The following is a 23,476-nucleotide window of genomic DNA, read 5'->3' as shown; positions in this document are numbered from 1 at the left end:
GGTTATCCTACCGGCGTGGGTGCGATCCAGACCTCAGAATCCGACACCGCCGCTCCGGACGGGCGGTTTTCCGCCGCGCAGGACGAGCGATTCGCCGCCGAAGTGCGCGAGTGGCTGGAGGAGAACCTCAGCGGTGAATTCCGCTCGTTGCGCGGCCTCGGCGGCCCAGGCCGCGAACACGAGGCGTTCGACGAACGCCTGGCCTGGGACCGCCACTTGGCCGCAGCCGGGTGGACCTGTCTCGGCTGGCCGAAGGAGTACGGCGGCCGCGAGGCCACGGTGCGACAGCAGGTGATCTTCCACGAGGAATACGCCAAGGCGAACGCGCCGGCGCGGGTCTCGCACGTCGGCGAGGAACTGCTCGGCCCGACCCTGCTCGCGTTCGGCACCCAGGCGCAGAAGGACCGGTTCCTGCCCGGCATCCGCAATGTCAGCGAACTGTGGTGCCAGGGCTATTCGGAACCCGGCGCGGGCTCCGACCTGGCCGCCATCACCACCGCGGCGCACCTGGACGGCGACGAGTGGTCGATCAACGGGCAGAAGATCTGGACCTCGCTGGCCCACGTGGCGGACTGGTGCTTCGTCGTCGCCCGCACCGAGCGCGGCTCCACCAGGCACAAGGGCCTGTCCTACCTGCTGGTCCCGATGAAGCAGCCGGGCATCGACGTGCGCCCGATCATCCAGCTGACCGGCACCTCGGAATTCAACGAAGTCTTCTTCGACGACGCCCGCACCGCGGCCGACCTGGTGGTCGGCGAGCCGGGCGACGGCTGGCGGATCGCCATGGGCACGCTCACCTTCGAGCGCGGCATCTCCACCCTGGGCCAGCAGATCCGTTTCGCGCGGGAACTGGCCGACATCGAGGCCTTGGCCCGCCGCACCGGCGCGGCCGGCGACCCGCTGATCGCCGACCGGATCGACCGGGCCTGGGTCGGACTGCGGGTGCTGCGCGCGCACGCCATGCGCACGATGGAGGGCGCGGACGTGGACGACGGCGCGGGCCAGGCCTCGGTGGCGAAACTGCTGTGGGCCAACTGGCATCGCGGCCTGGGGGAGCTGGCGATGGCCGTGCTCGGCGCTCGCGGCCTGGTGGCGGGCGAGGACGATCTCAACGAATGGCAGCGGCTGTATCTGTTCACCCGCGCCGACACCATCTACGGAGGTTCGAACGAAGTGCAGCGCAACATCATCGCCGAGCGGGTGCTCGGCCTGCCGCGCGAGGCCCGCCCGTGACGGGGCCGCTGTCGGTCCCCCCCGCGCCCGTCGCCGGGCACGGCCTGCTGACCGGGCGTTCGGCCGTGATCACCGCGGCGGCCGGTACGGGCATCGGCTCGGCCACCGCGCGCAGGCTGCTGGCCGAGGGCGCGGACGTGGTGGTCTCCGACTGGCACGAGCGGCGGCTGGCGGAGACCGCGACCGAGCTGGCCGCGGAGTTCCCGGACCGGCGGGTCGCATCGATCCCGTGCGACGTGCAGAGCACCGAACAGGTGAACGCGCTGGTCCGCGGCGCCGCAGAGGCCATCGGCCGGATCGACATCATGGTCAACAACGCCGGTCTGGGCGGGGAGACGCCCGTGGTCGACATGACCGACGAGCAGTGGGACCGCGTCCTCGACATCACCCTCAACGGCACCTTCCGCTGCACCAGGGCCGCTCTCGGTTATTTCCGCGACGCGGGCCACGGCGGGGTGATCGTGAACAACGCCAGCGTGCTCGGCTGGCGTGCGCAATACGGCCAGGCGCACTACGCGGCGGCGAAGGCGGGCGTCATGGCGCTGACCAGGTGCAGCGCGATCGAGGCCGCCGAACTCGGCGTCCGGATCAACGCGGTGGCCCCGAGCATCGCCAGGCACGCGTTCCTGGACAAGGTCAGCTCCACCGAACTGCTCGACCGGCTCTCCGAGCGCGAGGCGTTCGGCCGCGCGGCCGAACCGTGGGAGGTCGCCGCGACGATCGCCATGCTGGCCAGCGACTACACCACCTACCTCACCGGCGAGGTGGTCTCGATCAGCAGCCAACGCGCCTGAGCGGGAAGCATTCCGGGCTCGTCCGCTCCGCGCGGGCGGACGAGCAACCCTGGCGACCACCGAGCAGCCGCTCGCGCGCCACGCCCGGCGCGATCTTCCGCGCCCTATTGCGATCGCCTTCTCGCATCGCGCCCGCCGGGTGAAATGGGCGGCTGATCAGGTCGAAAAGGCCGAGCCGAGGCACACCGCGGTGTGCCATGCTGGATGAGATCGGATCAGCGCTCTTCAAGGGGGCGATGGCTATGGGCCTGGATCGCCCACCTGCCCGCGAACAACTGGAACTCGATGTGGTGCGCGAAGTCGTACTGGCCAGGCGACGGCTCGACAGCCTCGTCCTCTCCGCGCTCACCCTCGGCGCCGAACTCATCGAGCACACCTCCGAAAGCGCGGTCGCCACGGCCGCCACGCGGATTCTCCAGCAGCACGCCGTCGACGAGGGCGAAGTCGCCCGTGATCCGCGCGGCGCGCTGCGGGCCGATCTGGCGCGCGATCGCGAGCGCGCCCGGCGCATCGGCCTCAGCGCCGACGGCACGGAGAGCGAACAGGAGCAGCGCAGGCAGCGTCAGACGGCGCTGCTGTGCGAGGTGCGCGCCGATCTGCTCGCCGTGGTCGCGAAATGCCGGAAATTCCGCTTCGACCAGGTGACCTTCGCCGACGAGATCGCGCAGGGCCTGTGCGCGGCCACCGACAAACTGGTGATCGGGGCTGATATGGACACCTACCACGCCTGGCAGCGCGGCATGGTGCTCAAGCTGAGCGAGGAGCCGGTGCGCGGCGGTCCGCCACGGGTGATGGCCACGGTGGACGCCGGTCCCGGCCGCGGGCAGCTCACCGTCGAGTGGGACAGTTGCGAACGTCGTCTCGCGCTCGTCGCCAGGATGGCGCGGGCGGGCGTGTCGCCGGTGATCATCTGCGATCGCCTGCTCGCCGATCTCTCGGTCTCCTCGCCGCTGCGCTACTCGGCGCGTTGAGCGGGGCCCCTCGACCAAGCAAATGCTTGGTTGTATGATGGCCGTGTGCCCGCACCAGACGCCTCGAAATCAGCACGGCGCAGCGAGTTGCTCGCCTTGGCGGCCGAATTGTTCGCCGAGCGGGGATTGCGCGCCACCACAGTGCGCGACATCGCCGACGCGGCCGGGATCCTCTCCGGGAGCCTCTATCACCACTTCGATTCCAAGGAGTCGATGGTGGACGAGATCCTGCGCGGGTTCCTCGACGAGCTGTTCGGCCGCTATCGGGAGATCGTGGCCTCCGGACTGAGTTCGCGAGATACCTTGGAAGCCTTGGTGCTCGCGTCCTACGAGTCGTTCGACCGCTGGCACGCCGCGGTGGCGATCTACCAGGCCGAGGCGAAGCGACTGCGCGACTCGGAGCGGTTCACCTACATCGCCGCGTACAACCGCGAATTCCGCGAGCTGTGGCACCGGGTGCTGACCAACGGCGTCCAGGACGGCAGCTTCCGGCCGGAGCTGGATGTCGAACTGGCCTACCGGTTCCTGCGTGACACGGTGTGGGTCGCGGTGCGGTGGTACCGCCCCGGCGGCCCGGTCACCGTCGAGAACCTCGCGAAGCAGTACCTGACCATCGTGCTCGACGGGCTCACCGCCGGCGCGCGCACCACGTAGGAGTCCTTACATGTCAGCACCTTCCGCGTCCCGTCGTCCGTATGCCCCGCTGCGGGACGCCTACGTGATCGACGCGGTACGCACCCCGGTCGGCAAGCGCGGCGGCGCGCTGGCGGGCGTGCACCCGGCCGATCTGGGTGCGGCCGCGCTGCGCGGCCTGCTGGACCGCAACCCGATCGACCCGGGAAATGTCGACGACGTCATCGTCGGCTGCGTCGACAACGTCGGCCCGCAGGCGGGCAATATCGGCCGCACCATGTGGCTGGCCGCGGGCTATCCCGAAGAGGTGCCCGGCGTCACCGTGGACCGGCAGTGCGGATCCAGCCAGCAGGCCATCAATTTCGGCGCCCAAGCCATCATGAGCGGCACCGCCGAGCTGATCGTCGCCGGCGGCGTGCAGAACATGAGCGCGATCCCGATCTCCGCGGCCATGTTCGCGGGCAAGGAGTACGGCTTCGACTCGCCGTTCGTCGGATCGCAGGGCTGGGACCACCGCTACGGCACCGGCGAGGTGACGCAGTTCCGCGCTGCGCAGCTGATCGCCGAGAAGTGGGACATCAGCCGCGAGGACATGGAGCGCTGGGCGCTGCGCAGCCACGAGCGCGCCCGCGACGCGATCAAGAACGGCCGCTTCGACAAGGAGATCGTGCCGGTCGGCGATTTCTGGATCGACCAGGGCCCGCGCGAGACCAGCCTGGAGAAGATGGCTTCGCTGCCCGCGCTGGCCGAGGGCAGCCCGCTGACCGCCGCGGTGGCCAGCCAGATCTCCGACGGCGCCAGCGCCACCCTGCTCGCTTCCGATTGGGCGGTGCAGGAGTACGGCCTGACCCCGCGAGCGCGCATCCACCACGTGAGCGCGCGGGGCGCGGACCCGATCTACATGCTCACCGCGCCGATCCCGGCGACGAAATGGGCGCTGGAGAAGGCCGGTCTCACCATCGACGACATCGACGTTGTCGAGATCAACGAGGCGTTCGCGCCGGTGGTGCTGGCCTGGCTGAAGGAGACCGGAGCCGACCCGGAGAAGGTCAACGTCAACGGCGGCGCCATCGCGCTGGGCCACCCGCTCGGCGCGACCGGAGCGAAGCTCTTCGCGACGCTGCTCAACGAGCTCGATCGGATCGAGGGCCGCTACGGCCTGCTCACCATCTGCGAGGGCGGCGGCACCGCCAACGTGACCATCATCGAGCGCCTGCCGCGCTGACCGGCGTGGACGAACGGCACGCCGGCGAGTCCGGCGTGCCGTTCGCGCGTCGTCGGGTCAGTCGTATCTGAACCTGCGACCCGAGTGGCACATGGCTGCGGCGAACCGCGAGTAGGCCCTCCGTCATGTGCCACTCGATGAGGCGTCAGGCGGTGCCTGACCCTCGGCTGGTGGGTGATCCAGTTAGTCGACGGTGTAGGTACCGATGAGCTGGCCGTCTCCCATGCTCGCGTCGACGATCGCGGACCTCGCGTCGCTGGCTGATGTTCGCGCGTCCACTTTCACGGGATGTGAGAGCGCGTAGACGATGAATCGGTAATGGTGGACGCCGGTGCCCGCGGGTGGGCACGGTCCGAAGTATTCGGCGCGCTCAGCGCTGTTCAGGCTGACCACCCCGCCCGCGGGTGTCTCGCCCTCCGCGGTGGACGTGGTCCTCGGCGGAATATTGCTGACCACCCAATGGGCGAACAGGCCGCTCGGGGCGTCCGGGTCGTCCACGATCAACGCCGACGTGGCGGCTTCCGGGGGAGTCGTCCAGTTCAGCGGCGGCGGTTCGTTCCTGCCTTTGCAGGTGTAGACCACCGGGATCGGGTCGCCATGGTCGAAAGCGCTACTGCGCACGGAGATCTCGTTCGTCGCGGGCATCGCGGCCTCCGCTCGAGTCGAGGGATGGTGATCGAGTCCGACGGTTCGTCTGTCGCAGGACGGGCTGGCGCAATATGGCGATCGACAGGCGAACCCCGTTATGTCGTTGTCAGTCCAGCGTAAGACGACATTGCGGGACCATCCAGGCAATGAGCGAATCTGCCGTTATCGCTGCCGCTAGGCTACAGCCGTCGCGAAATCGGCTATTTCACGGCCCGCGCGGCGGGATATGCGGGCCGTCGTCCCGACGCGGCGGTCATTTCGATTCGAACGGGTAAGGCGGCCCAGGCTGAACCGGCGGCCGCCATCCCTCAGTTCGACCCCGTCCCCGCGGACTGCTCGTGCTCGGAAAGCGCCGCGATCGTCTCGATCCGCTCCACCGCGTCGGTGACGATCCGATCGATCAGCTCCTTGCACGTGGGCAGATCGTCGATGATCCCCGTGACCTGTCCCGCCGCGAGGACGCCCGCCTCGGTGTTGCCCTCGACCAATCCGGCGCGCAGGAGCATCGGCGTGTTCGCGGCCATGACGACCTGCGACCAGGTGAGATCCTTGGTCTTCCGCATGGCCAGGCCGTCGCGGATCATGGTGGACCACTTCATGCCGGTCATGCTCTTGAACCGGGCCGCGTTGCCCACCGCCGCGGTGAGGCCGCGCCAGCGGCCCGAATGTTCCAGCCGCTGCACCAGTTCGGTGTTCAGCACGCGGTGCGGCATGCCGTCGACCTTGAGCGACACCACCGTGTCCTGGAGCTGTCGGCGCAGGTACTCCTGCTTGACCGCGTCGGGGACGGTGCTCTCCCGAGTGAGCAGGAACCGGGTGCCCATCGCGACGCCGGCCGCGCCGTAGGCCAGCGCTGCGGCCAGGCCACGCCCGTCGAAGAACCCGCCGGCCGCGACCACGGGAATGTCCACCGCGTCCAGCACCGAGGGCAGCAGCAGGGTGGTGGCGACCGGGCCGGTGTGCCCGCCGCCCTCGCCGCCCTGCACGATCACCGCGTCCGCGCCCCACGAGGCAACTTTGACCGCGTGCTTGGCCGCGCCGATCGACGGGATGACCACCACGCCCGCATCTTTCAGCTTCGCGATCAAGTCCTGCTTGGGGGCGAGCGCGAACGACGCGACCGCCACCTTCTCCCGGATCAGCAGATCGATCCGCTCCGGCGCGTCCGCCGCGTCGGCTCGGATGTTCACGCCGAACGGTTTCGCGGTGTGCGCCTTGGTCTTCGCGATGGCCGCCTCGAGTTCGGCGAAGGTCATGGTGGCCGAGGCGAGGATGCCGAGTCCACCTGCTTCGGCGGTGGCCGACACCAGGCTCGGGCCCGCGACCCAGCCCATGCCGGTCTGCACGATCGGGTGTTCGATGCCGACCAGATCGGTCAGCGGGGTACGCAAGCGCGGGCTCATGACGGGACCTCGGTTTCGCGAATCTTCCTGGGGTCGAGCACTTCCCGGATCAACCGCAGCTCCTCGGCCGTCGGCTGCCGGGTCTCGGCCGCTTCGGCGAGCCCGGCGATCTCGAAGGAGGTGTTCTCCGCGACTTCCTCGGCGGTGACGCCGGGATGCAGGCTGCGGACGCGCATGGTGTGATCGGGGCCTTCGAAATCGAAAACGCCCAGATTGGTCACCACGCGGTGCAGGTGGTGGAAGCGGTATGCCGGGTTGGCCGCGTCGACCTTGTCGTATCCCACCCCGGAGACGATGTCCACCTGGTCGGTGAACACCCGCTTGGTGTGCCGGGCGACCCAGTAGCTGGTGGCGTGGTTGATCGTGTTGCCCGGCGCGCCGCGCACACCGAACATCTGGCGGGTCGGCTGCCGCAACGAGCCGAAGGCCGAGAGGTTCTGGTTGCCGAACCGGTCGATCTGGTTGGCGCCCATCACCACGTGCCTGCGTCCGGAGGCCACCACGTCGAAGACCTTCCGGAACGGAATCCAGCCTTCGATCGGCGCTTTCCCGCCCAGCGGGGGAGTCTCGGCGAACAGCAGCGCCTCGCCGTCGGACAGCAGCAGATCCGGTTCGGTGGTGAGTTTGGCCAACCGCGCGCCGATGATGGACATCGGCGACATGGGGCTGGCCATGATCTCGCCCGCGCCACTGAAGATCTCCGCGCAGGCGACGGCGCAGATCTCGGCGCGGGTGACGGTTTCGGTGCTGGTCATCACGCCTCCTCGGCGAATCGGCGGACGGCGGCCTGGTACTGCTCCTCCGAGCCGGCCAGATAGGTGTCGGCGAACCGCTGCCACGCCTCCGGCGTTTTCGCGGACTCGACGTAGTGCTTCTGGAACTTCTCGTCCCGGCCGTAGTCGTCGGCGGCCAGGGTGAAGTGCGCGCCGCCGGGGGCCTCGACCACGCCGTCCACCATCATGCGGCTGAGCAGCAGCGCCTGCAGCGGAACGGTTTTCACCAGTTCGTCGGTCTCCACCACGCGCTCGACCGAGACGTAGCGGCGCTGCGCCGCCAGGCAGAACAGATCGTCGAAATAGGGATCGACGCCGGTGTAGGCGGCGTTGCCGTGCGCGTCGCCGAGGTTCAGGTGCACCAGCGCCGCGTCCAGATTCAGCGCGGGCATGGCGATCAGGGTCTCCGGCGTGCCGTCCACGGGATAGGGCGATTCGACCGTCTTCAGCTCGCCCTCCCAGAAGTTCGGGACGTCGGAGCCGAGCCCGGCGCGGATCGGCAGGAACGGCAGCCGCGCCGCGGCCGCCTCCAGCCCGCACTTGAGCATGCCCTCGTCCATCTCGCGGGCGACCAGCGCGCCGGAGGTGCGGGCCTTGGCGAACCACGGGTCGTAGAACGGCGGCGAATCCAGCGACACGAAGCCGTAGTACGCCTTGCGCACCCTCCCCGCCGAGCACAGCAGCCCGAGGTCGGGGCCGCCGTAGCTCACCACGGTCAGGTCGGTGATGTCCGAACGCAGGATGGCCCGCACCAGCGCCATCGGCTTGCGCCGCGACCCCCAGCCGCCGATGCCGATGGTCATCCCGCTGCGCAACCCGCCGACGACCTCGTCGAGCGACATCCGCTTGTCTCGCATGGGTGGTTCCTCTCTACTGCCCGCTCTTGCGCGCCGCGAGATCGTCGTCGAACCGGGCGCGGATCTCGTCGGCGACGCCGGCGAGGTTGAGTTCGAAGGTGAAGCCCTGCTCGTACCGGTAGCTGCGGTGCACATCCTGCACATCGATGCCGTTGAGCGCGCGCTTGGCCGCGCGGATCACCCGGCCGTCCTTGGCCGCGATGTTCTTGGCCAGCTCCAAGGCGGCGGCGTCGAGTTCGGCGCGCGGCACCACCTGGTACACCGAGCCGTAGTGGTGCAGCTGCTGTGCGGTGATGGTGCTCGCGGTGTAGAACAGCGCCCGCATCAAGTGCTGGGGGACCAACCGTGCGAGGTGGGTCGCCGCGCCGAGTGCGCCGCGGTCGACCTCGGGCAGTCCGAAGGTGGCGTCGTCGGAGGCGATCACGACGTCCGCGTTGCCGACCAGGCCGATGCCACCGCCCAGGCAGAAGCCCTGCACCGCCGCGATCACCGGCACCTGGCACTCGTACACCGCCGCGAACGCCTCGAAGCAGCCGTGGTTGGCGTCGATCAGCGCTTGGTGGCCCGGCTTGCTCTGGATCTCTTTGATATCGACGCCCGCGTTGAAGCCCCGGTTCTCCGCGCGCAGCACCACCACTTTGGTGTCCGGGTCGCGGCCCGCCGCGCGCACTTCATCGGCGATCGTGAACCACCCGTCCGTCGGGATGGCGTTGACCGGCGGATAGTCCACCGTGACCACGCTGATGCCGGTCGATTCCGAGTGGCGATTGATCCCCATGGCGAGTCCCATCGTGTGTGCACGCATTGGCAAAGCAAGCAGTTGCTTGGTAGGTTAGCACGGTGCCACTCGAAATCGATCTGTCCGGCCGCGTCGTTCTGGTGACGGGCGGTGTGCGCGGTGTCGGCGCGGGCGTGAGCAAGGCGTTCCTGGCCGCGGGCGCGACCGTCGTGGCGTGCGCGCGCCGACCGGCCGACGCGCCCGTCGAAGCCTGCGGCCGCGCGATCGACTTCGTGCCGTGCGATGTGCGGGACGAGGGCGCGGTGCGCGCACTGATCGACACGATCACCGAGCGTCACGGCCGGCTCGACCATCTGGTCAACAACGCGGGCGGCGCTCCCTTCGCACTCGCCGCCGACGCGAGCAAGAACTTCCACGCCAAGATCGTCGAGCTGAACCTGCTCGCTCCGCTGCTGCTGGCGCAGGCCGCCAACGCGGTGATGCAGCGGCAGGACGAGGGCGGCTCCATCGTCAACATTTCCAGCGTCAGCGGGCACCGTCCGTCGCCCGGCACCGCCGCCTACGGCGCGGCCAAAGCGGGCGTGGACAGTCTCACCGGCTCGCTCGCCGTCGAGTGGGCGCCGAAGGTGCGGGTGAACTCGCTGGTGGTGGGGCCGGTCGACACCGAGTTGAGCCGAATGCACTACGGCGATCAGGACGGCGTCGACGCGGTGGGCCGGACCATCCCGCTCGGTCGCATGGCCCGTCCCGACGATGTCGGCCGCTGCGCCGTCTTCCTGGCCTCGCCGCTGGCCGACTACGTCAGCGGCGCGACCCTGCTGGTGCACGGCGGCGGCGAACGGCCCGCCTTCCTCGCCGCCTCCAACGCCGACCAGCAGTCCTGAACACGACCGGACACGAAGAAGGACACATATGGACACCGAGCAGATCTGCGCCGGGCGCGTCGTCATCGTCACCGGCGCGGGCCGGGGCATCGGCCGCGCGCACGCCCTCGCCTTCGCCGCGGCGGGCGCCAGCGTCGTGGTCAACGACATCGGTTCGACCCTCGACGGCGCGGCCACCGCGGAAACGCCCGCCGCGCAGGTGGTCGCCGAGATCGAGGCGCTGGGCGGCCGCGCGGTGGCCAACGGTGACGACGTGGCGGACTGGGAAGGCGCCCGCAGGCTCGTCCACCAGGCCGTCGATACTTTCGGCAAGCTGGACGTGCTGGTCAACAACGCCGGATTCGTGCGCGACCGGATGCTGGTCAACCTGGGCGAGGACGAGTGGGACGCGGTGATCCGCGTGCACTTGAAGGGCCACTTCGCCACCATGCGGCACGCGATCGAATACTGGCGTGCGGAGTCCAAGGCCGGCCGTCCCGTCGACGGGCGGATCATCAACACCAGCTCCGGCGCCGGTTTGCAGGGCAGCGTCGGCCAGAGCAACTACGGCGCGGCCAAGGCGGGCATCGCGGGCCTGACGCTGACCGCCGCCGCCGAGTTCGCCCGCTACGGCGTGACGGTGAACGCGATCGCCCCGTCCGCGCGCACCAGGATGACCGAGACGGTGTTCGCGGACATGATGGCCAAGCCCGACAGCGGCTTCGACGCGATGGCGCCGGAGAACGTGTCTCCGCTGGTCGTGTGGCTGGGCAGCGCGCAGTCGGCGGCGGTGACCGGACGGGTGTTCGAGGTGGAGGGCGGCAAGGTGGCGCTGGCCGACGGATGGCGGCACGGCGTGCCCGTCGACCGCGGCGCCCGCTGGGATCCGGCAGAACTCGGGCCGGTCGTGGCCGATCTGATCGCCAAAGCGACTCCGCCGGAGCCCGTGTACGGGGCCTGACCGGCCTCGACCCTTTCGGGGGCGCGTTCGCGGACCGGGGTTTAGTATGGGCACCCGTCCGTTTGGGAAGTCCCGTGTGAGAGTGGCGACCGGGCACAGAACTGCGCTTCGACTGATGAGGGGAAGGCTCGGCGCATGGAGGTAGGTCGCGCATTCCGTGTGCTGGCGGCATCCGGCGCCGTCGCCGGCTCCGCGCTGCTCGGCAGCCCTGCCTCCGCCGACGTGCCGTCTTCCTGCCCCTCGTGCGTGGCGGATCCCGCTCCGCCGCCCTATGACAGCGGCGATCCCTGGTTTCCCCTGACCGTGCCGGGGCAGCCGTCGAAGATCAGCACGGTCCCGGCACGGCCGACCACGGGGACCGGCACCGCCGCGCCGGGTCCGGCGGGGGCAAGTACGGCCGGTCTCGGCACCGGTTCGGCGGGATCGGGGATCGCACTCGGCACCGGTTCGGCCGGTCTGGGCCTGGTGCTCGGCTCCGGTTCGGCTGGACTGGGTGTTGCGCTGGGTTCTGGTTCGGCTGGTCTTGGGGTCGCGCTGGGCACTGGTTCGGCTGGTCTCGGGGCTGCGCTGGGCACTGGTTCGGCTGGTCTTGGGGCTGCGCTGGGCACTGGTTCGGCTGGTCTCGGGGTCGCGCTGGGCACTGGTTCGGCTGGTCTTGGGGCTGCGCTGGGCACTGGTTCGGCTGGTCTCGGGGTCGCGCTGGGCACTGGTTCGGCTGGTCTTGGGGCTGCGCTGGGCACTGGTTCCGCTGGTCTTGGTGTGGTGCTCGGCTCCGGTTCTGCCGCCTTGGGTTCGGCCGCGGTGGGCACCGGTTCGGCTGTCCTCGGGCTCGGTTCGGCTGCGGTGGGCACCGGGTCCGCGGTCCTGAGTGGCACCGGTTCGGCAGCGGTCGGGTCGGCGGCTGTGGGTTCGGCCGCAACCGGTTCCGCCGCAATGGGGACCGGCTCAGCCGTCCTTGCTGGTACCGGTTCCGCGGCGACCGGGTCGGCGGCTGTGGGTTCGGCCGCAACCGGTTCCGCCGCGGTGGGTTCGGCGGCAATCGGTTCGGCCGCCGTCGGGTCCGCGAGTCCGCTTCTGCCGTTGTTGATTCCGCTTCCGCAAGTGACCGCTCCGCCCACTCCCGCGCTCCCGCCGATAACCGTGCCATCGGTTCCCGCTCGCGAGGCGCCAGGGCGCGCACCGATACCGGTAGGCGCGCCGTCGATTCCGCCACTCGACGCGCCCCTGCCCGACCTCACCGACCCCGCCCCGCCACAGGCGCGCGGGCCGGGTTCCCTTCCTGCGGTCCGTCCGGCCGCCGTCGCCGACGATCTGCCCGCCCCGCAGCTGCTGCCGGTGATCGGCGGACTGATCGCGTTCGCCCTCGCGGGCGCGGCGTCCGGCGTGATCAGTTTCCGGAGCGCCGCGGCCACGCAGGCCAGGATCGACGCGGCCCGCGCCCAATTCTTCCCGAGGCCGGGAGGGGACCGTCGATGAGCGTGAGCCGGATACGCGATGACCTGCGTTCCTATCGCCGGGTCGCCGCCGCCGTCGACGCGGTGTGCGCGGTGGCGGCCGACTTCGACGCGACAACGCTGGACGAAGTGGTCGGCGCGATCGCGGACGAGCGCCGCCGCGACATCGAGATCGCCAGCGCAAGACTGGGTCCCGGCGTCTGCGGCCAGCGCAGGTTCTATCCCGACCGCGACGTGATCGTGCTGGCCGAGACGCTACCGAGCCGCGAGCACACCCTCGCCCACGAACTGGGGCACATCGTTTTCGACCACGAAGGCGCGCCCGCACCGGAAGTGACCCTGGAGGCGAGCGACGACCTGATCGCCTACATGCTCAGTCAGCGCGCCCATCAGCGGATCGTCGACGACGGCACGGACGAGCTCGCCGAATGGGAAGCCGAGACGTTCGCCGCCATGCTGATGACCAGACTGCGCGTGTTCAACAGCCGGGGCGCGGGCGTCTCGGTCCTTCGATTCGACGAGGCGCTCGGATGATCCTGTGGGCGACAGCTCTGCTGGTCTGGATGGCGGCCGGCGCGCGGGTGGGGCGCGTGCTGGTCAAGCCGGCGACCACGGCCCGCGTCGCCATCGTCGTCGCGGTCGCCGCCGTCGCGCTCGCCGCGACCGTCGCGGTGCCCGAGATCGCGCTCGCCGTGGACCATCTCGTGCCGAGGGGCCTGCACGCGGGCCTGCTGTCCGATGGCGTCGCCACCGCGAGCTGGATCGCGTTCGCGACGGCCACCTCGGTGGTCGCAGCGGCGGCCTGGCCGGTGGTGTCGCGGCGGCATCTGCGGCGAATCGCCCTGGCGATCCACGGCGTCGGCCTGTGCGCGGTCGTGCTCACGCTGGCCTGGTCGTTCACACTCGGCTGGGCGGTGGTGGCCGCAGGGTGCGCGTTCGTCGTCGTCACCGGTCTGCGCAACCTGGACTGGACAGCGCTCGGCCGCGGCATCGCGCTGTATACGGCGGGCACGGCGGTGATCGCGGTGCTGGCCGTGGACCGCATTCGGCACGCGCCGCGCGTCGTGCCCGGCGATCCGGGCTGGGCCTGGCCCGCTCGGGCGGTCGCGAGCCTGGTCATCGCGCTGGGCGCGGTGTGGATCGTGGTGGAACTCTGGGTGCGCGCGCGGCTGCTGCTGCGCCGGATCCGCCCGCTGCATCGGACCATGGTCGGTCGTTTTCCCGAGGTGGTCGCGCACGAACAGAGCGGATTCTCCACGCAGTTGAGGGCTTCCGACCAGGTGGCGCAGATCATCGACGCGCTGTATCTGCAGTCCGGCGGCGGCCTCGTGCTGGCGGAACTCGCTGCGCCGCCCGCTTCGGTGGCGGACCGGGCCGATCGGGTGGCCCGGTGGGCGCGCGATCCCGCGGGGGCGGCCGCGGTGGACGCGCGGTGGATTGCTCCGCCGGAGGGGATTAGTCCGCGCGGCTGGGTGCAGGCCGTCGCACGCGCCTATCGGACAACCGCGCCCGGCTCCGCTCGAAATTGATCGACTTCGCGCGAATGCGATCAATCGGGCGCAATAGCCGGTCGATCGGACTATTCGGACAGACCGGTTGGACCGGGAATCCTCTTCGCTGCGAACGGCCGTCGGCGAACCCCGCCGAAAGTGCATATGTAAGTACACCATCGGTGGCGCGGCACTAACCGGCGCGCGGTCACGCCCCAATTTCTCTGGGGGCGACCACGCGCCGGTTGTGTGCTTCGCCCGCTTACGCGCGCATAACACAGCACAGTGCGACCCGGTGGGTCGCACTGTGCTGCCGTGCAGATGAACCTATTCGGTTCCATCCGGAGGAATTTCGGGCAAGCCCTCGCTTGCCCGCAACTTCTCCGCCATGGAGGTGAGCAGATTCTGTGATTCTTCGGACAAGTCGAACGCTCTACTCGACAGCCGTCGCAGTCCGTAGCCCTGCAGCTGGGACAGCAGCTCCAGATCGTGATCGATCTTGGCGGCGTAGATGTCGTTGAAGAAGTAGTCCGGCTTGACTTTGAAGAACTTCGCCAGGGCGGCCACCGTCTCATCGGACGGGTTCGTCCGCTGTCCCGACCGCAACTGCGACAGGTACGGTTTCGAGATCGGATGTCCGGAGGCCGTCAGCGCTGCCGCAACCTCCGCGTTGGTGTGCGGCTTACGCCCCGGGGGATGCACGGTTTCGAACAGCTTGTTCAGCCGCGCCGCGAAATCAGCCATTGTGAGCCGCCCAATTCCCTTCGCTGTACTAACAGTCGTTATCTCGGATACGTATCATTGATATTAGCGGCTCAGTAACTGAAAACCTACGCCTGATTCCGGATTTCCTTGAAGCTTCTAGGTCGGAAGGCGGCGAAGGTACTGGGACGGTCGCGTTTGCGGGTCACCCCAAGGCCTCTCGAGAAGCCGCGGTACGAACCGGTTCTGGCCCGTCGCTGCGGTCTCGCCGCAAGGGGTCTTGATAGCCGCAAGATAGCTGACATCTCATGAACTCGGCCGTACATGGGTTTGTGTGGCGTACGACACGTTTGCGCCCGTGGGGGATGAACGTTCAACCAACGCGCATGAAATGGTTGAAGTCACAAACGTTCGATGATCGTTCCTGTCGCGAGTGCGCCACCGGCGCACATGAGAACCATTGCGGTGCTGCGGTCGGAGCGCTCCAGTTCGTGCAAAGCCGTTGTGATGAGGCGTGATCCGGTCGAGCCGACCGGATGCCCCAGGGCGATGGCGCCACCGTTGACATTAACCCGATCCATGTCAGGTTGGTGTACAGAAGCCCAGGAAAGTGCAACCGAGGCGAACGCTTCGTTGATCTCGAAAAGGTCGATGTCGCCGATATTCATGCCGGACCGTTCCAGCAGCCTGGTGCACGCCTGCACGGGGCCGTCGAGGTGGAACTCCGGCTCCGCGCCGACCGCCGCCTGTGTGACGATCCGTGCCCGCGGTCGCAAACCCGCACGCTGCGCGGCCTTCTCGTCCATCAGCAGCACCGCGGCGGCGCCGTCGGAGATCTGCGAGGACGACCCGGCGGTGTGCACGCCGCCCTCCAGCACCGGCTTCAGCTTCGCCAGGCCCTCGACGGTGGTCTCGCGCAGGCCCTGATCCCGTGTCACGTCGAGTTTTTCGCCGGTGGGATTGCCTTCCTTGTCGACCGCGGGAGCGGTGACGGTGAGCACCTCGCGATCGAACCGGCCTTCCGCCCACGCCTGGCCGGCCAGCCGCTGCGAGCGCGCGCCGAACGCGTCCACGTCCGCACGAGTGATGCCGCGCCGCTTGGCGATTCGCTCCGCCGCCTCGAACTGGTTGGGCAGGTCGATGTTCCACGACGCGGGCCTGCGCGGCCCGGCGTGCTCGCCGACGTTGGCGCCCAGGGGAACCCGGCTCATCGCCTCCACGCCGCAGGCCATGCCGATGTCGATGGCGCCGGCCGCGATCAGGCCCGCGATGAGGTGGTTGGCCTGCTGCGCGGAACCGCACTGGGTGTCGATCGTGGTGGCGCCGACCTGCCACGGCAGGCCCGCGTGCAGCCATGCCACCCGGGTGACGTTGTTGGACTGCTCGCCCGCCTGGGTGACGCAGCCGCCGATGACCTGCTCGACCTGCGCGGGGTCCAGGTGCGCGCGCTCGAGCACCCCGCGCTGGGCCGCGCCGAGCAGTTCGGCCGCGTGCAGGCCCGACAGCCAGCCGCCGCGCTTGCCGATCGGGGTCCGTGCGGCCTCGACGATCACCGGTGTGCCCATGTCCAACCTTTCCCTTGGGACAGAAAACTGAAACGCGTTCATAGCACTTGCCAGAGGCAGATCTGTCCGGTTTCTTTCCTCGTTCTCGCGCCTGTGCTTCAATGATTATAGAACGTGTTTCAGTTTGTCGAAGGAGACATCTGGTGGTAGACACTCGGAATGCCCGGCCGAATCTCCCGGACGGGTTCGACGTCACGGACCCGGACATCTACGCCGAGCGTGTTCCGGTCGAGGAGTTCGCCGAACTGCGCCGGACCGCGCCGATCTGGTGGAATCCGCAGTCCCCTGACGTCAGCGGCTTCCACGACGACGGCTTCTGGGTGGTCAGCAAGCACGCCGACGTCAAAGAGGTCTCGCGGCGCAGCGACGTGTTCTCCAGTTTCGAGAACACCGCCATCCCGCGGTTCAACGACGACATCGCCCGCGAGCAGATCGAGCTGCAGCGGATCGTCCTGCTGAACATGGACGCGCCGGAGCACACCAAGCTGCGCAAGATCATCTCGCGCGGCTTCACCCCGCGTGCCATCAACGGCCTGCGCGCGGAGCTGTCGGCCCGCGCCGAATCGATCGTGAAGGCGGCGGCCGAGTCGGGCTCGGGGGACTTCGTGACCCAGATCGCCTGCGAACTGCCGTTGCAGGCCATCGCCGAGCTGATCGGCGTGCCGCAGGAAGACCGGATGAAGGTCTTCTCCTGGTCCAACGACATGACCGGCTACGACGACCCGGAGAGCACGGCCGACCCGGTCGCGGCGTCGGCGGAGATCCTGGGCTACGCCTACCAGATGGCGGCCGCGCGCAAGCAGTGCCCGGCCGACGACATCGTCACCACGCTGATCGAGGCCGATGTCGACGGGGACAAGCTCACCGAGGAGGAGTTCGGCTTCTTCGTGATCATGCTCGCCGTCGCGGGCAACGAGACCACGCGCAACGCCATCTCACACGGCATGATCGCGTTCCTGGAGAACCCGGACCAGTGGGAGCTGTTCAAGAAGGAACGCCCCGCCACGGCCGCCGACGAGATCATCCGGTGGGCCACCCCGGTCACCTCGTTCCAGCGCACCGCGCTGGAGGACACCGAACTCGGCGGCGTCCAGATCAAGAAGGGCCAGCGCGTGGTCATGCTGTACCGCTCGGCCAACTTCGACGAGGAGGTCTTCGACCACCCGGAGAAGTTCGACATCATGCGCAAGGACAACCCGCACCTGGCCTTCGGCGGCACCGGCGCGCACTTCTGCATCGGGGCGAACCTGGCCCGGCTGGAGATCGACCTGATCTTCAATGCCATCGCCGACCACCTGCCCGACATCACCAAGGTCGCCGACCCCAAGCGGTTGCGTTCGGGCTGGCTCAACGGGATCAAGGAGTTCCCGGTCGACTACAAGACCTGCCCGGTGGCGCACTGAGACATAGAAAGGTCCTCGCACTTCGGTGCGAGGGCCTTTTCGTCCGGTACCGAGTCAGCCGATCGGCCGCGCGGTCTTCATGGCGCGATCGACCTCCCAGAATGCCCGCAGTGCGGCGATCTTGCCCTCCTCGTTCACCCGGTAGGTGAACACGCCGTCGGCGTCGATCAGGTGCCCGCCGATGGTGCTGCGGATCGTGCCGGTGAAGGCGACCTCGCGGCCGCAGGCGAACGAGTCTCCGAAGAGGAATTCGATCAGATCGGTCTTCGCGATCGCCTTGTCCCAGAACGCGGCGATGGCCTCGGTGCCGCGGTGGCCCTTGCCCTCCGGGTCGAAGCCCGACGGGCCGATGGGGTCCTCCACGACGCCGTCCTCGGCGAACAGGGCGACCCAGGCCTGCTTGTCCCGGGCGCGCACCGCGGCCTGCGAGGCGAGGCCCGCGGCGCGGGCCGGATGTTCGGTGGTGGTCATACGGCCTCCCTCGACCGGTTGACGGGCCTCACCGCGCGGCGAGGACGGGTTCGGCGATGTACTGCTGGGCGAACTTGCGCAGCGAGTCCTGCTTGGCGGCCAGTTCGCCGTCGAATCCGATGCCGTCGGCCAGCCAGGGCACCACGATCGCGTCGGTGACGCCCGCGTCCGCGAGATCTTGATAGCCGGACCGGCCGAAGCGATCGACGCACACCGCCTGGATCTCGAAGGGCTCGTCGGCGCGGCCGTACTCCGAACGCAGCGCGGCGAGCTTGCCGATGGTGTTCCGCAGTTCGTCGTAGGTCATCATGGCCGAGGTCCAGCCGTCGCCCACCCGTGCGGCGCGGCGCAGCGCCGCCTCGGTGTGTCCGCCGATGTAGAACGGCACCGGCTCGCTCGGGGCCGGACTCATCTGGAGCGGATCGAAGTCGAAGAACTCGCCGTGGTACTCGACCATGCCGCCGGCGAGCACCAGTTTGATCACTTCGATCATCTCGTCCACCCGCGCGCCGCGGCGTGCGAACGGCACGCCGCACCACTCGAATTCCTCCGGCGCCCAACCGATTCCGACGCCGAAACCGAAGCGGTTGCCCGACAGGTTGGCCACCGAGCCGACCTGCCGGGCCAGCAGCAGCGGGTTGCGCGAGCCCAGCTTCAGCACGTTGGTGTAGAAGCGGATACGGCTGGTGACGGCCGCCATGGCGGTCGCGCCGATAAGCGGATCGACCCACGGGGTGTCCGGCCCCCAGAACCTGCTGCCGTCCGGGGTGTAGGGGTACTTCGCCGACGCCGACTTCATGTAGAACAGTGAGTCCGGCAGCGCGATCGACGAGAAACCGCACTCTTCGGCGGTCTTCGCCAGTTCGGTCAGCTGGTCCAGCGGACTCAGCGCGATGCCGACGGTGAACTTCAGCGCGGTCACCGTCGCTCCGATCCGACCACCCACATCGAGAAGTACTGCGAACCACCGCCGTACGCGTGGCCGAGCGCTTTGCGCGCGCCCTCGACTTGATAGTCCCCGGCCCGTCCCATGACCTGCTTGGCGGCCTCGGCGAACCGGATGAGTCCGGAGGCGCCGATCGGATTCGACGACAGCACGCCGCCGGACGGATTGACCGGAAGGGTGCCGCCGATCTCGGTCTCGCCCTTGTCGGTGAGCTTCCAGCCGTCCCCCTGCGGCACGAAGCCGAGGTTCTCCAGCCACATCGGTTCGAACCAGGAGAACGGGACGTAGATCTCGGCCACGTCGATCTCCTCCAGCGGGTTGGTGATGCCCGCCGTCTGCCACAGCGCCGCGGCCGCGTCCCGGCCCGCCTGCGGATTGACCTGGTCGCGTCCGGCGAACGTGGTCGGTTCGGTGCGCATCGCGGTGCCGTGCACCCAAGCGACCTTCCGTCCGGTGGCCTCGACCGCTTCGGCCGCGTCCGCGTCGCCCAGCACGATCGCGCACGCGCCGTCGGAGGACGGGCAGGTTTCGTCGAAGCGGATCGGGTCCCACAGCATCTGCGAGGCGAGCACCGATTCCAGCGTGATGTCGGGCTGCTTCAGGTGCGCCAGCGGGTTCTTGGCTCCGTTGCGGCGATCCTTCACCGCCACCATGGCGCCGATGTGACCGGGGGCGTTGGAGCGCCGGATGTAGGAGCGCACGTGGGGGGCGAAGTATCCGCCCGCGCCCGCGCCGACCGGCATGGTGAACGGCACGGGGATCGACAGCGCCCACATGGCGTTCGACTCCGACTGCTTCTCCCAGGCCACGGCGAGCACGCGCTTGTGCACGCCCGCCTGGATCAAGTTGGTCGCGACGATGCCGGTGGAGCCGCCGACCGAACCGGCGGTGTGCACCCGCAGCAGCGGCTTGCCGGTGGCGCCGAGCGCGTCCGCCATGAACAGTTCGGGCATCATGACGCCCTCGAAGCCGTCGGGCGCCTTACCGACCACGACCGCGTCGATGTCGGCGATGGTGAGACCGGCGTCGGCCAGGGCACGATCGATGGCCTCGCGGCACATGCCCGACATGGACACGTCGGTCCGTTTCGTCACGTGATGGGTTTGTCCGGTGCCGAGCACCGCGGCGGGCAAGCTCATCGGTTCTCCGATTCCAAGACGGTCACAAGGTTCTGCTGCAACGCGGGGCCGCTGGTGGCGTGCGCCAACGCGCGATTCGCCGAGCCCGCGATGATGGCCTCGGCCGCGAAGCCGATGCGTTCCAGGCCCGCCGCGAACATGGGGTGGGCCGCGAGCGCGCCGCCGGACGGGTTCACCTTCGTGCCGTTCGTCAGCCCGATCGCCTCGGTGAGGATCAGCTGCTGATGGCTGAACGGCGCGTGCAGTTCGGCGATGTCGAAACCGCTCACGTCGCCGCCGGTGACCGCCTTGGCGGCGGCGGCCGTCGAGGGCGAGACGGTGAGGTCGCGCGCACCGAGCACGGGAGTGTCGATCCGGTGCGCCATGCCGGTGATCCAGGCGGGACGGTCGCACAGTTCGCGGGCGCGGTCACCCACGGCGAGCACGATCGCGGCCGCGCCGTCGGTGATCGGCGCGATGTCGTGCGCGCGCAGCGGATCGGCGACGTAGGGCTGGTCGAGCAGGCTGTCGACGTCACCGTCACCTGCCGCGACGGCTGCCATGTCCCGCTCGGTCCAGCGGCCCGCGTCCAGACCGGCGCGCGCCTGCAGGCCCGCGATGGACCAGGCGTCCGGCCACAGCGGCGCGACCAGGTAGGGGTCCAGCTGCATGGTGAGCACTTGGCGCAGCGTGCCGGCGGAGGACTTGCCGAAGCCGTACACCAGCGCCGTCGTCGCCTGCCCCGAGCGCAGTTTCACCCACGCCTCGTACAGCGCCCACGCGGCGTCCATCTCGACGTGCGATTCGTTGATCGGCGGCACCGCGCCGATGGCGTCGATCGCCGAGATGAACGAGAAGGCGCGTCCGGCGAGGTAATCGGACGAGCCGGAGCACCAGAAGTCGATGTCGGACTTGGTGATGCCGAGTCGGTCGTAGAGCTGCTGGAAGCAGGGCACCAGCATCTCGACACCGTTGGTGGTGCCGAAGGTCTCCGGCACGTGCGGCGCGTGGGCGAAACCCACGACCGCGATGTCGGTGGCGTTGTCAGTCAACGTGCGCCTCTCTCAGAGGTGGTGCTTATAGGTCTCGTAGTCGGCGTCCGGCTCGCCGGAGGGGCGGAAATGGTCCACGTTCTCCAGGCCGTAGCCCCACTCCTCGCGCGGCTTCCACACCGCCTGCACCCGCATGCCCATGCGCACTTCGCTCGCGTCGCATCCGAGCACCAGATGCAGCACCGGGATGTCCGCACCGTCCAGCAGCACGTAGGCCGCGACGTACGGCGGCTTGATCCGCTGGCCCATGAACGGCACGTTGACGATGCAGAAGGTGGTCACGGTGCCGTGATCGGACAGTTCGATGAACTCGTCGGTCGGCCTGCCGTCGGTGGGATTCGCGCCGCGCGGCGGGAAGTACACCTTGCCCGCGGCGTCGGTGCGCGCGCCGATCAGCTTGCCTTCGGCGAGTCCGCGCAGGTAGACGGTCTCCTGCGGCGAGGCGGTGTGCTTGTAGGACAGGTCGACCGGCGTGGTGATCATGGTGACCGGGTCGGCGGCGGCGGACTCGACGGGTCCGGAGGACTTCTCGCCCGGCTCGAAGCAGAGGATGTCGCGAATGCTGCCCTCGGTCTGCTCGGCCCAGCGGGCGGTCACCCGCAAGCCTTGGTGGATGTCCTCGGGCGCGGCGACGTCGACGGCGTGCAACAGCGTCGTGTCGGCGCCGTCCAGCCGGATCAGGGCCCACGCGAACGGCCGGTCGAACGGCTGGCCGGGCAGCGGCTCGCGCACCCAGGTCCATGATTCGACGGTGCCGGTGTCGGCGACGTCGACGAATTCGGTCAGCGGTTCGGCGGTGATCGGATCGTATTCCGGCGGCGGCACGATCACCCGGCCGTCCGAGCCGCGCGCGCCGACGATCTTGTGGTCGCGCAACCGGGTCAGGAAGGTTCCGATGGTGGAGCCGACGGAGCGGGTGTAATCGAAACGCACCCGCAGGGGCGCGCTGAGTACCTCGGGCACGGCGTCCGTGTTCAATGCCGTGCCGCTACCACCAGCGATTGCCGTGGATGCAGTATTCCCCTGAGTCACGATATCGAGTAGAACAGGTTCTAACTCTGGTGGCAAGCAGTTGATCGGAAAGGGGTCCGGCGTGAAGTTCGGATTGCAACTCGGGTACTGGATGGCCCAGCCGCCCGCGAACGCGGGGGAGCTGGTGGTGGCGGCCGAGGAAGCCGGGTTCGACGCCGTCTTCGCCGCCGAGTCGTGGGGCTCGGATGCCTTCGGTCCGCTCACCTGGTGGGGTTCGTCCACGCGGCGGGTGCGCCTGGGCACGTCGGTGGTGCAGATGTCGGCGCGTACGCCCGCGGCGACCGCCATGCACGCGCTCACCCTCGATCATCTCAGCGGTGGCCGCGCCATTCTCGGTCTGGGCGTCTCGGGTCCGCAGGTGGTGGAGGGGTGGTACGGCCAGCCGTTCGCCAAGCCGTTGCAGCGCACCCGCGAGTACGTCGGGATCGTGCGCCAAGTGCTGGCCAGGCAGGCGCCGGTCACCAGCGACGGCCCGCACTACCCGCTGCCGTACACCGGGCCTGGCTCGATCGGGCTCGGCAAGCCGCTGAAGCCGATCGTGCATCCGCTACGTGCGGATTTGCCGATCTGGCTCGGGGCGGAGGGGCCGAAGAACGTGGCGCTCACCGCCGAGATCGCCGACGGCTGGCTGGCCATCTACTACGCGCCGCGGCTCGCCGGGATGTACGACGAGTGGCTCGACGAGGGCTTCGCGCGCGCGGGCGCGCGGCGCAGCAGGGCGGACTTCGAGATCGCCGCGAGTTGCCAGGTGGTCATCACCGACGACCCGGCGAGCGAGCTGGAACGGATGCGCTGGATCATGGCGCTCTACATCGGCGGCATGGGCGCGCCGGAACTCAATTTCCATGCCCAGGTGTACCGGCGCATGGGGTACGACCGCGAGGTCGACGAGATCGGCAAGCTGTTCCAGTCGGGCAAGAAGGCCGAGGCCGCCGCGGCGGTGCCGGACGAGCTGATTCTGGACACCGCGATCATCGGCGACGAGGAACATGTCCGCAAGCAACTGCGGGTCTGGGAGGCGGCGGGCGTCACCATGATGCTGGTGTCGGTTCCCGATGTCGCGCAATTGCATCGGCTCGCACCCCTTGTCGAATAGTAGAACACGTTCTAGATTCGATGGGGTGACTGCCTCACCCGCCCCGT

Annotated in this window: 24 protein-coding genes; 12 read left to right on the top strand and 12 right to left on the bottom strand. The window is 69.1% G+C overall.

The features are described from left to right. Nucleotides 1-15 precede the first annotated feature (15 nt). From U3653_RS20945 to U3653_RS20925, 5 genes are all read left to right on the top strand, one after another. A complete protein-coding gene (locus tag U3653_RS20945; protein ID WP_195078094.1) occupies nt 16-1,233 on the top strand; it encodes an acyl-CoA dehydrogenase family protein in 1,218 nt (405 codons plus the stop codon). After that, nucleotides 1,230-2,027: an SDR family oxidoreductase gene (locus U3653_RS20940; protein WP_195078095.1), complete on the top strand. Its 798-nt coding sequence runs from the start codon at nt 1,230-1,232 to the stop codon at nt 2,025-2,027. The genes U3653_RS20945 and U3653_RS20940 overlap by 4 nt, the downstream gene beginning before the upstream one ends. A gap of 197 nt (nt 2,028-2,224) precedes the next feature. Continuing rightward, nucleotides 2,225-2,998, top strand: coding sequence for a hypothetical protein (locus U3653_RS20935; protein WP_323124114.1), 774 nt, complete (start codon nt 2,225-2,227; stop codon nt 2,996-2,998). Between the two features lie 45 nt (nt 2,999-3,043). Further along, nucleotides 3,044-3,652, top strand: coding sequence for a TetR/AcrR family transcriptional regulator (locus tag U3653_RS20930; RefSeq protein WP_039794829.1), 609 nt, complete (start codon nt 3,044-3,046; stop codon nt 3,650-3,652). A 10-nt stretch (nt 3,653-3,662) separates the two neighbouring features. Next, entirely contained in the window at nt 3,663-4,856 is a 1,194-nt protein-coding gene (locus tag U3653_RS20925) for an acetyl-CoA C-acetyltransferase (RefSeq protein WP_435406576.1), read from the top strand. A 183-nt stretch (nt 4,857-5,039) separates the two neighbouring features. On the opposite strand, the gene U3653_RS20920 is transcribed toward U3653_RS20925, so the two are convergent. The 5 genes from U3653_RS20920 to U3653_RS20900 form a co-directional block, all read right to left on the bottom strand. Beyond that, nucleotides 5,040-5,501 carry a YbhB/YbcL family Raf kinase inhibitor-like protein gene (locus tag U3653_RS20920; RefSeq protein ID WP_195078096.1) on the bottom strand — a complete coding sequence of 154 codons (462 nt, stop codon included), beginning with the start codon at nt 5,499-5,501 and terminating at the stop codon, nt 5,040-5,042. A 311-nt stretch (nt 5,502-5,812) separates the two neighbouring features. Continuing rightward, the gene (locus tag U3653_RS20915) at nt 5,813-6,907 is read right to left on the bottom strand and encodes an NAD(P)H-dependent flavin oxidoreductase (RefSeq protein WP_195078097.1); all 1,095 of its coding nucleotides are present in this window, start codon (nt 6,905-6,907) and stop codon (nt 5,813-5,815) included. Next, nucleotides 6,904-7,662, bottom strand: a complete 759-nt coding sequence (locus U3653_RS20910; RefSeq protein WP_195078098.1) for a CoA-transferase subunit beta — start codon at nt 7,660-7,662, stop codon at nt 6,904-6,906. The genes U3653_RS20915 and U3653_RS20910 overlap by 4 nt, the downstream gene beginning before the upstream one ends. Continuing rightward, nucleotides 7,662-8,537 (bottom strand): CoA transferase subunit A, encoded by an 876-nt coding sequence (locus tag U3653_RS20905; RefSeq protein WP_195078099.1) that lies wholly within the window; start codon nt 8,535-8,537, stop codon nt 7,662-7,664. The genes U3653_RS20910 and U3653_RS20905 overlap by 1 nt, the downstream gene beginning before the upstream one ends. Before the next feature lie 13 nt (nt 8,538-8,550). Next, nucleotides 8,551-9,315 (bottom strand): enoyl-CoA hydratase family protein, encoded by a 765-nt coding sequence (locus tag U3653_RS20900; protein WP_195078100.1) that lies wholly within the window; start codon nt 9,313-9,315, stop codon nt 8,551-8,553. A gap of 62 nt (nt 9,316-9,377) precedes the next feature. Between U3653_RS20900 and U3653_RS20895 the strand changes: the two genes are divergently transcribed. The 5 genes from U3653_RS20895 (at nt 9,378) to U3653_RS20875 (ending at nt 14,083) form a co-directional block, all read left to right on the top strand. Continuing rightward, complete coding sequence (locus tag U3653_RS20895) at nt 9,378-10,160, top strand: SDR family oxidoreductase (RefSeq protein WP_195078101.1); 783 nt, start codon at nt 9,378-9,380, stop codon at nt 10,158-10,160. Nucleotides 10,161-10,188: 28 nt separating this feature from the next. Continuing rightward, nucleotides 10,189-11,100, top strand: a complete 912-nt coding sequence (locus U3653_RS20890) for an SDR family oxidoreductase (protein WP_195078102.1) — start codon at nt 10,189-10,191, stop codon at nt 11,098-11,100. 1,101 nt (nt 11,101-12,201) lie between these two features. Continuing rightward, nucleotides 12,202-12,576, top strand: a complete 375-nt coding sequence (locus tag U3653_RS20885; protein WP_195078103.1) for a hypothetical protein — start codon at nt 12,202-12,204, stop codon at nt 12,574-12,576. Nucleotides 12,577-12,578: 2 nt separating this feature from the next. Next, nucleotides 12,579-13,088, top strand: a complete 510-nt coding sequence (locus U3653_RS20880) for an ImmA/IrrE family metallo-endopeptidase (protein WP_435406575.1) — start codon at nt 12,579-12,581, stop codon at nt 13,086-13,088. Further along, nucleotides 13,085-14,083, top strand: coding sequence for a hypothetical protein (locus U3653_RS20875; protein ID WP_195078105.1), 999 nt, complete (start codon nt 13,085-13,087; stop codon nt 14,081-14,083). Before U3653_RS20880 ends, U3653_RS20875 begins: the two co-directional genes overlap by 4 nt. A 288-nt stretch (nt 14,084-14,371) precedes the next feature. Here U3653_RS20875 and U3653_RS20870 read toward each other — a convergent pair whose 3' ends face one another. Together U3653_RS20870 and U3653_RS20865 are read right to left on the bottom strand one after the other, a co-directional pair. Next, on the bottom strand, nt 14,372-14,788 hold the full coding sequence (locus tag U3653_RS20870; protein ID WP_011207048.1) for a helix-turn-helix domain-containing protein: 417 nt from the start codon (nt 14,786-14,788) through the stop codon (nt 14,372-14,374). 359 nt (nt 14,789-15,147) lie between these two features. Then, the gene (locus tag U3653_RS20865) at nt 15,148-16,311 is read right to left on the bottom strand and encodes a steroid 3-ketoacyl-CoA thiolase (RefSeq protein WP_195078106.1); all 1,164 of its coding nucleotides are present in this window, start codon (nt 16,309-16,311) and stop codon (nt 15,148-15,150) included. A gap of 101 nt (nt 16,312-16,412) precedes the next feature. Between U3653_RS20865 and U3653_RS20860 the strand changes: the two genes are divergently transcribed. Further along, nucleotides 16,413-17,714 carry a cytochrome P450 gene (locus U3653_RS20860; protein WP_323124115.1) on the top strand — a complete coding sequence of 434 codons (1,302 nt, stop codon included), beginning with the start codon at nt 16,413-16,415 and terminating at the stop codon, nt 17,712-17,714. 54 nt (nt 17,715-17,768) lie between these two features. On the opposite strand, the gene U3653_RS20855 is transcribed toward U3653_RS20860, so the two are convergent. From U3653_RS20855 to U3653_RS20835, 5 genes are read right to left on the bottom strand one after another with little or no spacing between them, the layout of a single operon-like run. Beyond that, nucleotides 17,769-18,185 (bottom strand): nuclear transport factor 2 family protein, encoded by a 417-nt coding sequence (locus U3653_RS20855; protein ID WP_195078108.1) that lies wholly within the window; start codon nt 18,183-18,185, stop codon nt 17,769-17,771. A 28-nt stretch (nt 18,186-18,213) separates the two neighbouring features. After that, on the bottom strand, nt 18,214-19,098 hold the full coding sequence (locus tag U3653_RS20850) for a TIGR03619 family F420-dependent LLM class oxidoreductase (protein ID WP_195078412.1): 885 nt from the start codon (nt 19,096-19,098) through the stop codon (nt 18,214-18,216). Between the two features lie 5 nt (nt 19,099-19,103). Then, nucleotides 19,104-20,270, bottom strand: coding sequence for a thiolase family protein (locus tag U3653_RS20845; protein ID WP_195078109.1), 1,167 nt, complete (start codon nt 20,268-20,270; stop codon nt 19,104-19,106). Beyond that, entirely contained in the window at nt 20,267-21,301 is a 1,035-nt protein-coding gene (locus tag U3653_RS20840; RefSeq protein ID WP_195078110.1) for a thiolase family protein, read from the bottom strand. Before U3653_RS20840 ends, U3653_RS20845 begins: the two co-directional genes overlap by 4 nt. Nucleotides 21,302-21,313: 12 nt before the next feature. Next, nucleotides 21,314-22,279, bottom strand: coding sequence for a Zn-ribbon domain-containing OB-fold protein (locus tag U3653_RS20835; RefSeq protein ID WP_195078111.1), 966 nt, complete (start codon nt 22,277-22,279; stop codon nt 21,314-21,316). Between the two features lie 115 nt (nt 22,280-22,394). Between U3653_RS20835 and U3653_RS20830 the strand changes: the two genes are divergently transcribed. Beyond that, the gene (locus U3653_RS20830) at nt 22,395-23,429 is read left to right on the top strand and encodes an LLM class F420-dependent oxidoreductase (RefSeq protein ID WP_195078112.1); all 1,035 of its coding nucleotides are present in this window, start codon (nt 22,395-22,397) and stop codon (nt 23,427-23,429) included. The last annotated feature ends 47 nt before the right edge of the window (nt 23,430-23,476 follow it).

The sequence above is a fragment of the Nocardia implantans genome (genome assembly GCF_035544775.1).
GTDB classification, from domain to species: Bacteria; Actinomycetota; Actinomycetes; order Mycobacteriales; family Mycobacteriaceae; genus Nocardia; species Nocardia implantans.
The sequence above is the reverse complement of the archived record's forward strand: the minus strand, read 5'-3'. Positions and strand labels throughout refer to the sequence as shown.

Coding starts and splice junctions, on each gene's coding strand:
- U3653_RS20920 (WP_195078096.1), bottom strand. CDS start 5,501: ATGCCCGCGACGAACGAGATCTCCGTGCGCAGTAGCGCTTTCGACCAT.
- U3653_RS20925 (WP_435406576.1), top strand. CDS start 3,663: ATGTCAGCACCTTCCGCGTCCCGTCGTCCGTATGCCCCGCTGCGGGAC.
- U3653_RS20875 (WP_195078105.1), top strand. CDS start 13,085: ATGATCCTGTGGGCGACAGCTCTGCTGGTCTGGATGGCGGCCGGCGCG.
- U3653_RS20855 (WP_195078108.1), bottom strand. CDS start 18,185: ATGACCACCACCGAACATCCGGCCCGCGCCGCGGGCCTCGCCTCGCAG.
- U3653_RS20905 (WP_195078099.1), bottom strand. CDS start 8,537: ATGCGAGACAAGCGGATGTCGCTCGACGAGGTCGTCGGCGGGTTGCGC.
- U3653_RS20890 (WP_195078102.1), top strand. CDS start 10,189: ATGGACACCGAGCAGATCTGCGCCGGGCGCGTCGTCATCGTCACCGGC.
- U3653_RS20845 (WP_195078109.1), bottom strand. CDS start 20,270: ATGAGCTTGCCCGCCGCGGTGCTCGGCACCGGACAAACCCATCACGTG.
- U3653_RS20865 (WP_195078106.1), bottom strand. CDS start 16,311: ATGGGCACACCGGTGATCGTCGAGGCCGCACGGACCCCGATCGGCAAG.
- U3653_RS20870 (WP_011207048.1), bottom strand. CDS start 14,788: ATGGCTGATTTCGCGGCGCGGCTGAACAAGCTGTTCGAAACCGTGCAT.
- U3653_RS20900 (WP_195078100.1), bottom strand. CDS start 9,315: ATGGGGATCAATCGCCACTCGGAATCGACCGGCATCAGCGTGGTCACG.
- U3653_RS20910 (WP_195078098.1), bottom strand. CDS start 7,662: ATGACCAGCACCGAAACCGTCACCCGCGCCGAGATCTGCGCCGTCGCC.
- U3653_RS20860 (WP_323124115.1), top strand. CDS start 16,413: ATGATTATAGAACGTGTTTCAGTTTGTCGAAGGAGACATCTGGTGGTA.
- U3653_RS20915 (WP_195078097.1), bottom strand. CDS start 6,907: ATGAGCCCGCGCTTGCGTACCCCGCTGACCGATCTGGTCGGCATCGAA.
- U3653_RS20935 (WP_323124114.1), top strand. CDS start 2,225: ATGCTGGATGAGATCGGATCAGCGCTCTTCAAGGGGGCGATGGCTATG.